9 protein-coding genes are annotated in these 11,304 nt (G+C 53.8%); 3 read left to right on the forward strand and 6 right to left on the reverse strand.

Annotated features, from left to right (window positions below):
• Positions 1-87: 87 nt before the first annotated feature.
• The 6 genes from cmk to INT33_RS06055 all read right to left on the reverse strand — a co-directional run bounded on the left by cmk (position 88) and on the right by INT33_RS06055 (position 8,534).
• The gene (gene cmk, locus INT33_RS06030; protein ID WP_192537885.1) at positions 88-777 is read right to left on the reverse strand and encodes a (d)CMP kinase; all 690 of its coding nucleotides are present in this window, start codon (positions 775-777) and stop codon (positions 88-90) included.
• Entirely contained in the window at positions 770-3,028 is a 2,259-nt protein-coding gene (locus INT33_RS06035) for a bifunctional prephenate dehydrogenase/3-phosphoshikimate 1-carboxyvinyltransferase (protein ID WP_193091396.1), read from the reverse strand. The genes cmk and INT33_RS06035 overlap by 8 nt, the downstream gene beginning before the upstream one ends.
• A gap of 26 nt (positions 3,029-3,054) precedes the next feature.
• Entirely contained in the window at positions 3,055-4,146 is a 1,092-nt protein-coding gene (pheA, locus tag INT33_RS06040) for a prephenate dehydratase (RefSeq protein ID WP_018916052.1), read from the reverse strand.
• A gap of 5 nt (positions 4,147-4,151) precedes the next feature.
• Positions 4,152-5,255, reverse strand: a complete 1,104-nt coding sequence (gene serC / locus INT33_RS06045) for a 3-phosphoserine/phosphohydroxythreonine transaminase (protein WP_193091397.1) — start codon at positions 5,253-5,255, stop codon at positions 4,152-4,154.
• Positions 5,239-7,950 carry a DNA gyrase subunit A gene (gene gyrA / locus INT33_RS06050; RefSeq protein WP_193091398.1) on the reverse strand — a complete coding sequence of 904 codons (2,712 nt, stop codon included), beginning with the start codon at positions 7,948-7,950 and terminating at the stop codon, positions 5,239-5,241. Before gyrA ends, serC begins: the two co-directional genes overlap by 17 nt.
• 149 nt (positions 7,951-8,099) lie before the next feature.
• A complete protein-coding gene (locus INT33_RS06055) occupies positions 8,100-8,534 on the reverse strand; it encodes an acyl-CoA thioesterase (protein ID WP_193091399.1) in 435 nt (144 codons plus the stop codon).
• Between the two features lie 168 nt (positions 8,535-8,702).
• Between INT33_RS06055 and INT33_RS06060 the strand changes: the two genes are divergently transcribed.
• From INT33_RS06060 to INT33_RS06070, 3 genes are all read left to right on the forward strand, one after another.
• The gene (locus INT33_RS06060) at positions 8,703-9,641 is read left to right on the forward strand and encodes a recombination-associated protein RdgC (RefSeq protein ID WP_193091400.1); all 939 of its coding nucleotides are present in this window, start codon (positions 8,703-8,705) and stop codon (positions 9,639-9,641) included.
• A 55-nt stretch (positions 9,642-9,696) separates the two neighbouring features.
• Positions 9,697-10,881 (forward strand): 1-acyl-sn-glycerol-3-phosphate acyltransferase, encoded by a 1,185-nt coding sequence (locus tag INT33_RS06065; RefSeq protein WP_193091401.1) that lies wholly within the window; start codon positions 9,697-9,699, stop codon positions 10,879-10,881.
• A 124-nt stretch (positions 10,882-11,005) separates the two neighbouring features.
• Positions 11,006-11,287, forward strand: a complete 282-nt coding sequence (locus INT33_RS06070) for a hypothetical protein (RefSeq protein ID WP_192537892.1) — start codon at positions 11,006-11,008, stop codon at positions 11,285-11,287.
• The last annotated feature ends 17 nt before the right edge of the window (positions 11,288-11,304 follow it).

Genomic DNA, 11,304 nt, shown 5'->3' on the forward strand with positions numbered 1-11,304 from the left:
CCTGACCGGGCTCACTGATATGAACGATCATATGAACTGCCGCCCTGCCACGTCGTGACACCTTTCCAAAAACGCCGCAAGGGAGAATCAGGTGTCGGATGCCAACCCTTTCAGGGCAAGCAATTCCGTCAGCCGTTCAACCACTTCCGGTATGCTCAGGCGCGTGGTATCAAGCGTAATGGCATCATCTGCCGGCTTGAGAGGTGCCACGCTGCGCTGCGTGTCGCGTGCATCGCGTGCCTGAATCTCCTTCAAAAGACTCGAAAGACTAGCATTCATGCCCGCTTCCTGCAACTGAAGATGGCGTCGACGCGCACGTTCTTCAGCACTAGCGGTTAAAAATATCTTTAATGGCGCATCCGTGAATACCACGGTTCCCATATCACGGCCATCGGCCACGAGCCCTGGCGCCTTCTGAAAATCCCTCTGTCGTTGAAGCAGAGCCGCACGAACGGCGGGTAGCGCAGCTACCTGAGAAGCCAACTCACCAGTTTGTTCGGTCCGGATCGACTGGCTTACATCATCACCTTCAAGCAGCGTACGGGGCTTACCGCCCTCAATGGGGAAAGCGACATCCAGCGACTCTGCTAATGCGGCAACTGCCTCTTCGTCATCAAGCGCAATACCGTGCTTCACCGCTGCGGTAGCCGTTAGCCTATAAAGCGCCCCGCTATCCAGCAAATGCCAGCCCAAACGTTCGGCAACCAAACTACTAATGGTTCCCTTGCCTGCCCCACCGGGTCCATCGATGGCCAGAACAGGGATACGCTTAGTCATGCTGCCCCTCCACGTTAACCCTCATGCCAATTTTATTAGCCAGTTCAACGAAGCTGGGGAATGACGTTGCCACATTGGCGCAGTCATCAATGATAATGTCGTCACTAGCCCGCAGTGAAGCAATCGTAAACGCCATGGCGATACGATGATCACCCAGGCTATCAATGCGTCCACCGCCGTAGCTTGGCACTTGTGCGTCAGCGTTACCCAGGATATCGATACCATCTTCAACTACCGTATGCTCAACGCCTAAAATTGCCAACCCATCGGCCATGGCCTGAATACGATCAGACTCTTTAACGCGGAGTTCTTCAGCACCACGCAAGCGCGTTGTTCCTTGTGCGTTAGCGGCGGCTATAAATAGCGCAGGGAATTCATCAATCGCAAGCGGCACTTGGTCGACCGGAATATCAATACCCTTAAGCGGCGCATATCGAATGCGAATGTCGGCCACCGGCTCGCCGCCCACTTCAGCTTGGTTAAGAAGCTCAAGATTGGCGCCCATCAGCGTAAGAATATTAATGACGCCAACACGGGTCGGGTTAATGCCTACATGCTCAAGGGTGATATCGGCCCCTGGCGTAATCGCTGCGGCCACCATAAAGAACGTCGCCGATGAAATATCGGAGGGGACGTCAATGGGGCCAGCGCTTAAGGTTCCGCCACCCTGCAACCAGCAGGTGTCACCTTCGCGTGACACTGAATAGCCAAAACCATTAAGCATACGCTCAGTATGATCACGCGTTGGCGCCGGTTCTCGTACGCGCGTTTCACCTTCGGCATAAAGCCCGGCCAACAGTAGGCATGATTTCACTTGGGCGCTAGCCATGGGCATATCGTAGAAAATGCCTTTAAGCGCCGTGCCACCTTTAATTTTTAGTGGCGGACGGCCACCCTCAGCCGTTTCAATAGAAGCCCCCATCAAACGCAACGGGTCAGCCACCCGTGCCATAGGGCGTTTGGTCAACGACTCATCACCAGTAAGCTCACTATCAAATGCCTGCCCGGCTAAAAGCCCCGCGAACAGCCGCATGGCGGTTCCAGAGTTACCAACATAAATTGGTCCGGCCGGTGCTTTAAGGCCCTTTATTCCCACACCGTGAATTGTTACACGCCCCTGGTGTGGACCTTCAATCGCCACGCCCATTTCACGAAAGGCTTGCAGCGTGGCCAGGCTATCTTCACCTTCAAGAAACCCTTTGACCTCAGTCACGCCTTCGGCGAGGGCGCCCAGCATAATGGAGCGGTGCGACATGGATTTATCGCCCGGTACGCGTAAACGGCCTTGAGCCTGGCCGCCTGGCCGTACTCGATAAGTTACCTTACCTTGTGGTTGCATATTATATTCCGCTTGATAGCTGGTTTTATTCAATAACGTATCAAAGTAATGCCGTGCGTGGCTGGCACGATCGAAGGTCGCAATAAGGGCATCGCTATCGCCCTGCTCAATCGCTTGGCGCAGCCGGGCAAGACCTGCTTCAAAATCATCCAGTGACGTCAGCACCGCCTCGCGATTGGCCGTAAAGATATCCCGCCACATCACCGGGTCGCTGCCAGCGATACGCGTAAAGTCGCGAAAACCTCCGGCGGCGTATCGAAATATCTCAAGACGCTCGTCTTGACGGGCAAGCGTATCAACCAATGAAAATGCTAATAGATGGGGTAAATGGCTGGTCCGCGCCAACACCTGATCGTGACGCTCAACGTCCATCTCCAGCACACAGGCACCGCAGGCCTGCCACAACGCCCGCACCCGCATCAAAGCATCTGGATCAACATCCGGCTCAGGGGTCAAAATAACGTTGTGGTGAACATAAAGCGCCGGGTTAGCCGCCGCCACACCGCTCTTTTCTGAGCCTGCTATAGGATGGCCCAAAACCATATTGGGCGGCACTCGGCCAAACACACGCGCCGCGCAGTCTCGGATGGTCGCTTTCGTGCTACCTACATCCGTTAATACCACGTTGCTAGCAGCATGTGTGAGCAGGTCTGCAAGCGATGCCATCACCGACTCCATTGCCAACACAGGTACCGCGATAACGATCATGCTGGCGCCTGCCACTTGATCAGCAAGCGCCACGCCACCGGTATCGATTAATCCCATATCGATACCGCGGGCAATTTCATCTTCGCTTGGATCACAGGCCGTGATCACACCCTTAAATCCTGAGGCACGCAAGGCCGCCGCCAAGGACCCGCCAATCAAGCCCAAGCCAACGATCAGCAGGCGCTGTTCGTGGCAGGAAGGCATACCATTTACCGGCAATACTGCAGCCGTCACAGCACGCCCTGCGGATAAGAACCCAAGACACGCAGCTCAGAGGCACGCAGTCGGACTTCTTCAAGCACAGCAGCGACTCGAGGCTCATCAGCATGGCCTTTAAAATCGATGAAGAATACGTAATTCCAGACACCGCTGCGTGACGGGCGCGTTTCAATACGCGTCAAATCAATTTTATGGCGATGGAAAGGCTCTAGCAGATCATGTAGCGCACCGGGCAAGTTACGCATGGCCACCACAACCGACGTTTTATCATCACCCGCCATAGGCACCTGCTGATTGCCGATAATTAAAAACCGGGTCGAATTATCCGGCCGGTCTTCAATTTTATCGGCAATACGCTCAAGACCGTAAAGCTTTGCGGCCATGTCGCCAGCGATTGCCGCGCTGTGCCATTCGGTTTTTACCAGCTTGGCTGCCTCAGCATTAGACGACACCGGTACACGTTCCGCGTGCGGATAATGCGCATCCAACCATTTGCGGCACTGTCCAAAAGACTGGGGATGGGAATAGATACGGGATATCTTATCGCGCCGCGTCGTATCACTAATCAACAGATGATGATGAATACGTAATACGACCTCGCCACAAATATGGATAGAAGAATCCATAAAAGTGTCGAGCGTATGGTTAACTACGCCTTCCGTTGAGTTTTCAACGGGCACAACACCGTAGTTAACCGCGCCGGCTTCCACTTCACGAAAGACTTCATCAATGGCCGCCATGGGCAGACTGATAGCGCTGCCGCCAAAGTGCTTTAAGGCTGCCTGCTGAGTAAACGTACCCTCAGGCCCCAAATAAGCCACTTTGACGGGCTGCTCAAGAGCCAAACACGCCGACATGATTTCGCGAAACAGCCGCGCCATCTCTTCAGAATCAAGAGGCCCCTGGTTTAGCGCCATAATACGCCGCAATACCTGCGCTTCGCGCTCAGGACGGTAAAACACCGCATCTTTGTCTTGAGCAAGCTTAACGTGAGCGACTTTCTGGGCGCAGTCAGCACGCTCACTGATCAGGCGTAGAATATCGCCATCCAGTTGATCAATACGCTGCCGCAGTTCGTCCAAATCGACCGGCGTGTCGGACATAGTTGTTAGCCCCTTCGTTTTTCAAAATCTGCCATAAAAGCCACCAATGCATCGACCGCTTCTTCGGGCACCGCATTGTACAAACTGGCGCGCATTCCTCCCACGCTGCGATGGCCTTTTAAATTTAGCAGTCCAGCCTGATCCGCTTCTTGCAAAAAGGCCTTATCGAGCGCTGAATCGGCTAGCACAAACGGCACGTTCATGCGTGAGCGGTTCTGCTCAGCAATCGGATTGCTATAAAAATCGCTGGCTTCAATGGCGGCATAAAGGTTGTCCGATTTGCGCTGATTGATCGCATCCATAGCCGTTAGACCACCGATATCATTGCGCAACCATTCGAAGACAAGCCCAGCCAAATACCATGCATAGGTTGGCGGTGTATTCACCATGGACCCGGCTTCCGCCAGCATTTGATAATCAAACAACGAAGGAATATCGGGCTTAGCGCGGCCTATTAGATCATCACGCACCACCACCAGTGTTAATCCCGCAGGGCCTATATTCTTTTGTGCTCCGGCGTAGATAACGCCAAACTCCGAGACATCAATTGGCTTGGAAAGAATGTTGGATGACATATCGCACACTAGCGGCACGGATTGGCCGTCCTCACGTGTCATGTGCGGCGTGTAATCAAACTCCAGACCACCAATCGTTTCATTGGAGGTGTAGTGCAGATAGGCAGCGTCTTTGCTGACCCGCAGTACATCATGCTCAGGTACAGCAACGTGCCCGTTAGGCTCGCTGCTGCCCGCCACATGACACGCATAGCCCAGCCGCTTGGCTTCGTTAAGTGCCTTTTTGCCCCAAATGCCTGTCTGGATAAAATCAGCACTGCCACCCTGACCCAACAGGTTCATGGGCAGCATGGAAAATTGCAGGCTGGCGCCGCCTTGCAAAAACAGCACTTTATAATTTTCGGGAACGCCGAGCAGCTGGCGGAGATCCGCCTCTGCCTTTTCAGCAATAGCGATAAACTCATCGCTGCGGTGGCTCATCTCCATAACGGACAAGCCACGCCCTTGATAGTCCACCAGCTCGCTGCGGGCTCTTTCGAGCACCGCAACAGGCAGGGCCGCTGGCCCTGCACAAAAGTTATAGTGACGTGTCATCAGCCCCAGTGTCCTGTGCGCTTGCGTCCGCGTTGTCTTGCTCGCCCTCTTCAACCAGTGTCTCCAGCTCACTGTCAACAGGCTCATCAACACGCACGGTTTTAACCAGTTTTTCTTCTTTACCCAGACGAATCAGCATGACGCCCTGGGTATTACGCGAAGTGGTAGAAACCTCTTCCACGCGTGTACGCACCAGCGTGCCACGGTCTGTAATCAGCATCATTTCATCGCTGTCATAAACCTGCATGGCGGCTACCAGCGAACCGTTGCGCTCACTGGTTTGCATGGCGATAACACCTTGACCGCCACGCCCACGCAGCGGGAACTCTTCCAGACGCGTACGCTTACCGTAACCATTTTCACTGGCCGTCAGAATGTAGATCTGACCTTCTACCTGAGTGCTTTCAGTGGCGTTTTCTTCAACACCTTCTGCAACCACATCGGCATCGGCTTCCGCGTCAATCTGCTGGCTTTTGGGGATAATCAGGCTGATTACTTCAGCGCCATCCGCCAGACGCATGCCGCGCACACCGCGAGCGGTACGGCCCATTGCGCGCGCCTTGCCTTCTTCAAAACGGATCGCTTTACCATTCGAAGAGAGCAACATGGCATGGTCAGAGCCTGACGTAATGGCCGCGCCGACCAGACGATCACCTTCTTCCAGGTCGATGGCAATCAGGCCTACGCTACGCGGACGAGAGAACTGCTCAAGGCTTGTCCTCTTCACGGTGCCATTGGCGGTCGCGAAGAAGATATAGTGTTCCGGGTCGTAATCACGTACCGGTAGAATGGCGTTAACCGATTCGCCCTCTTCCAGCGGCAGCATATTGACCAAAGGCTTGCCGCGCGAACCACGGCTAGCGGACGGCATCTCGTACACTTTCAGCCAATACACTTTACCGCGGTTGGAGAACAGCAGAACGGTATCGTGGGTTGAAGCAACGAGCAGATGTTCAATCACATCCTCGTCTTTCATCGACGTTGCCGACTTGCCGCGCCCTCCACGCCGCTGCGCTTGATAATCCGAAAGCGGCTGGGTTTTAGCGTAGCCAGAGCGTGACACGGTAACCACCATGTCTTCTTCGGCAATCAGGTCTTCGATCGACAGATCCAGATGGCTTGCCTGAATTTCAGTGCGGCGATCATTGCCGTATTGATCGCGTACGGCATGCAACTCTTCGCGAATCACTTCCATCAACCGGTCGGCCGAGGCAAGGATTTCGGTCAGCTCGGCGATTCTTTCCAGAATAGCCAGGTACTCATTGAGCAGCTTCTCGGTCTCAAGGCCAGTTAAGCGATGCAGCCGCAGCTCAAGAATGGCCTGCGCCTGGGCAGGCGATAGGCGATATTCGGTAGCCGAGGGATTAAGGCCAAAGCTTTCATCCAACTCTTCGGGCTTGCATGACGTGGCGCCCGCCCGCTCTAGCATCCCGGTGACCTGGCCAGGCTGCCACGTTTTCGTCAACAGCTTCTCTTTGGCTTCAGCGGCATTGGGCGAGGCTTTAATCATCTCGATGATTTCATCAATATTCGAGATGGCAACCGCCAGGCCTTCCAATATATGCCCGCGCTCACGCGCTTTCTTAAGCTCAAACAGCGTCCGACGCGTCACTACCTCGCGGCGGTGACGAATAAACGCTTCCAGCATTTCTTTCAGGTTCAGCGTGCGTGGCTGGCCATTTTCAAGGGCCACCATATTGATACCAAACACGTTTTGAAGCTGTGTCTGGGCAAAGAGATTATTAACGACGACTTCACCCGACTCGCCGCGCTTAATCTCAATAACGACCCGCAAGCCGTCTTTATCAGACTCATCGCGCAGCTCGGCAATGCCTTCGATTTTCTTTTCTTTAACCAGCTCGGCGATTTTTTCAATCAGGCGCGCTTTGTTTACCTGATAAGGCAGCTCGGTAATGATGATGTGATCACGACCCGTCTTATCATGGTGCTCGATCGTGTGGCTGGCACGTACATAGATGCGCCCACGCCCGGTGCGGTAAGCATCTAAAATGCCCGCACGCCCATTGATAATACCTGCGGTCGGGAAATCAGGACCGGGGATGTACTCCATCAGATCGTCCACCGACAGCGTGTAGTCATCGATCAACGCCAAACAGCCGTCGATAACTTCGCGCATGTTATGCGGTGGAATATTGGTCGCCATACCTACCGCAATACCCGATGAGCCGTTAATCAGCAGGTTGGGGACTTTAGTGGGCAATACGGCAGGAATACGTTCGGTACCGTCGTAGTTATCGACCCAATCGACGGTATCTTTTTCAAGATCCGCCAGCAACTCATGTGCCAGGCGCGACATGCGCACTTCGGTATAACGCATGGCGGCGGCGTTATCGCCATCAATCGAACCGAAGTTGCCCTGGCCGTCGACCAGAACGTGACGCATCGAAAAGTGCTGCGCCATCCGTACGATGGTGTCGTAAACCGCACTATCACCATGCGGGTGATATTTACCGATGACATCGCCGACAACACGCGCCGATTTCTTGTACGGTTTATTCCAGTCATTACCCAGTTCATGCATGGCAAACAGCACACGCCGGTGAACAGGTTTCAGACCGTCACGCACATCGGGTAGCGCGCGGCCGATAATGACACTCATCGCATAGTCGAGATACGACTGTTTGAGCTCGTCTTCAATATTGACGGGCAAGATTTCTCTGGCGATGTCACCCATGAAAGTCAGATCCTTTGCACTGCATTGGCACTGCGAGAGTTGAAAGCGCTTAAATACCGCTACTGCTAGACAGCAAGACGGTGCGCAGATACTGCTACATCATACCACTGCATCCGCAGCAAGGGCAGCCGGGTACCGCGCATTGATTGTTATACCGAAAACTGCTCTTTGGTTAGTATCAATCCTTTAAGCGCATGACTCACGCTGCCTTCGATGGTCGCCGCCTTATTGGCCCGCATATCGAGAAGCACAAAGGTGAGGTCGGCTTGGGCAATCAGTACGCCATCGTCTCGATAAATTCGATGATGGCAAATGGCACTTCGCTCGCCCACCTCCACAATACCCGTCAATACGATTAAATCATCGCCATGCCCTGCTGCCGCGCGGTAATCAATATTCAGATTCACCACGACAAATGCACGCCCGGCATCATGAAGCTCGCTAATCAACGTCGGGTGTTCGTCAAAAAATGCCCAGCGGCCCTCCTCCATAAATTCCAGATAGCGGGCGTTGTTGACATGCCCGTAACCATCTAAATGAAAACCGCGAACGCGCAGATGAACGCGAGAGAGCGACTTGGACATAACAACTCCTTTGGTGGTTGTTCAATAAACTTAAAAAGCGACTGATAAGCCATTGACTTAATCAAACACAAGTTTAAAACACATACAATAAGCACCTATACAGTAAGGTGCTGGCAGGAATGCCCCGCTTTCGACATAATGTGCCACCTTTTGAACAGGATCGGTGACATGTGGTTTAAGCACCTGCATTTATATCGCCTTCACGGCGCGCCAGAGCTCGACAGCACAACACTTTCTGATGCGCTACAAGCTCACGCAGCCAAACCGCTGGGCAATGCGGATGCCCGACGCCTGGGCTGGACAGCTCCCGCAGGACGGCTTAGCGGTGGCCAGTTGCTCCACGAGATTCAAGGCCAGCGTTTGCTTTCGGTATTGCGTCAAGAACGCCTGCTCCCTGCCTCGGTGGTGAAAGAAGAAGTTGATGAGCAGGTTGCTGACATAGAAGCCCGTGAAGGCCGCAAAGTCACCCGTAAAGAGAAGACGGCGCTCAAAGAGCAGGTAACCGAAGCGCTTCTTCCGCGTGCCTTTGTGCGCAGCCAGAAGATTGATCTGTGGTGGGATACGCGACGCCACTTGATTGGCATTAACGCAAGCTCCCGCACCCGAGCTGAAGATCTTCTGGATCTACTCCGTGAGACACTGGGCAGCCTGAAAGCCACGCCTTTATCGTCCCAGACGCTACCCATCCGCGCGATGACGACCTGGCTTGGCGACCCCGCCAGCCGCCCTGCGGATTTACAGTTGGGCGATCAGGTTGAACTTAAAGCCAAGGGCGATGATGGCGTACTCCGCGCCCGTCAGGTTGATCTGGATAGCGATGAAATTCAGCAACTGCTGGAAAGTGGACGTCAGGCAAGCAAGCTTGCGATGAGCCTGGAAGGCCGCTTAAGTTTTGTACTGCATGACGACCTCGCGCTTAAATCGCTACGGTTTGGCGATGCCTTGATCGAAGAAGCGGACCACGCAGACGATGGCGATGACGCCCTGGCCCGACTTGAAACCGACTTTATTTTAATGGCGCAGGCGTTATCCGATGACGTTGCGCGTCTGATAGAGTGGCTGGGTGGTGAAAACAAGCAGGAACCTGCGACGCCAGCAGATGCCTAACGTTTGATCTCGCTGCAATGAATTGATTTTTACTGTTTATCATCCAACGGATCGCATGACTCATCACAACGACGTAACCAACGCTCTGAATGCCACCGACCCGTGGGCAGATATACGCCCGTATACGGACACCGAAGTGGCCGATGTCCTTGCACGACTGGCCCGCGACAGCGAGCTACTGGATGCGCTTACCCGCTTTCGATTGCCCCGCATGGCACGCTGGGTTCCATCGCTTGCGCGCAAGCTTGCAAGCAATGCGATACAGCGTGAAGTAAAAGGGGTCACGACGGTACGCGATTTTCAAATGCGCATTGCCAGCTATATGGAGCGCATGATTCGCACCACGACAGATGCATTTGAAGTCTCAGGCCTGGATAAGCTCGATCCAGAAAGTGCCTATCTGTTTATTGGTAACCACCGTGATATATCTCTCGACCCCGCCTTTGTTAACTATGCGCTTTACCAGGCAGGGCGCGATACAGTGCGTATCGCCATCGGTGATAATTTGCTGAAAAAACCGTATGTCACCGACCTGATGCGGCTTAATAAAAGCTTTATCGTTCCGAGAAGCGCGCGCGGCAAACGCGCCATGCTGGCCGCCTACCAGCAGCTTTCCGCCTATATTCGCCACTCGATTACCAGCGATAACCACTCTATATGGATGGCGCAGCGTGAAGGGCGTGCCAAAAATGGCATTGACCGCACTGACCCCGCGATCATCAAGATGCTCACCATGGCCAAGCGTAATGCAGAGCGCGACATGGTGTTTGGCGACGCCGTGGCTGAGCTTAAACTCGTCCCGGTCTCCATCAGCTATGAATACGACCCCTGTGACCTGCAAAAAGCCCAGGAGCTGCATGACATAGCGAACCAGGGAAGCTACGCAAAAAGCGAATTTGAAGATATTCGCTCGATTGTCTCGGGTATTACCGGTGAAAAAGGCCGAGTACAGCTACGCTTTGGCACCCCGGTAGGTGCCGACATGGCCACCCCAGACGAAGTAGCGGCTGAGATTGATCGCCAGGTTATCGGCGGTTATCGGCTTTACCCAAGCCATTACCTGGCTCTGGAAGCACTCGGTGAAGCACCGGAGCTAGTGGCTCGCAAGACGATTACCCGCCAGGACCGTGAGCGCTTTAAAGCGCGTATGGAAAGCATTCCTGAGAACCTTCGGCCATACTGGTTAGCACAGTATGCCAACCCCGTTAAACACAAAGCGGGGCGTTTGACGCTTAAATAATAGGACTGCGCGATAGGCTTTGGACCCAGTCGAGCCATGCCCGCTCCACAAAAAAATGCTATGGTCAATGCATTGACTGGCCCCGCTTGCCAATATGCGCAAGCGCGGCGTTAAGGAGAGCTTTATGTCTGCATCGGAAATTCAAAAAACGCGTATTATTAATGAACTACGCGGCTTTATACGTAAATTGCTTCAAGACCCCAATATTCTTGAACAGTCGCTGGTGATCGCTCGTCAGCAATTAACTGAAGGCAGCAGCCCGACCGTTATGGCACGGATCGCCAATGAAATTTCGGACACTACCAGTGTGCATATTCCAGAAGATCCTGCCGAGCATTCAGAGGCCGACAGGCTATTTTTAGAACTTTTGAAAGAAGTCGTTCAAGAAGAGCAAGCGCTGTACTAGCTTCATGAAAAGCGAAG

Origin of the sequence: Halomonas colorata, from assembly GCF_014897985.1 — a bacterium.
Classification (GTDB): Bacteria; Pseudomonadota; Gammaproteobacteria; order Pseudomonadales; family Halomonadaceae; genus Vreelandella; species Vreelandella colorata.

Bases quoted from the DNA above. Each gene is read 5' to 3' on its own strand.
- cmk (WP_192537885.1), bottom strand. From the start codon at position 777: ATGACTAAGCGTATCCCTGTTCTGGCCATCGATGGACCCGGTGGGGCA.
- INT33_RS06035 (WP_193091396.1), bottom strand. From the start codon at position 3,028: ATGCCTTCCTGCCACGAACAGCGCCTGCTGATCGTTGGCTTGGGCTTG.
- pheA (WP_018916052.1), bottom strand. From the start codon at position 4,146: ATGTCCGACACGCCGGTCGATTTGGACGAACTGCGGCAGCGTATTGAT.
- serC (WP_193091397.1), bottom strand. From the start codon at position 5,255: ATGACACGTCACTATAACTTTTGTGCAGGGCCAGCGGCCCTGCCTGTT.
- gyrA (WP_193091398.1), bottom strand. From the start codon at position 7,950: ATGGGTGACATCGCCAGAGAAATCTTGCCCGTCAATATTGAAGACGAG.
- INT33_RS06055 (WP_193091399.1), bottom strand. From the start codon at position 8,534: ATGTCCAAGTCGCTCTCTCGCGTTCATCTGCGCGTTCGCGGTTTTCAT.
- INT33_RS06060 (WP_193091400.1), top strand. From the start codon at position 8,703: ATGTGGTTTAAGCACCTGCATTTATATCGCCTTCACGGCGCGCCAGAG.
- INT33_RS06065 (WP_193091401.1), top strand. From the start codon at position 9,697: ATGACTCATCACAACGACGTAACCAACGCTCTGAATGCCACCGACCCG.
- INT33_RS06070 (WP_192537892.1), top strand. From the start codon at position 11,006: ATGTCTGCATCGGAAATTCAAAAAACGCGTATTATTAATGAACTACGC.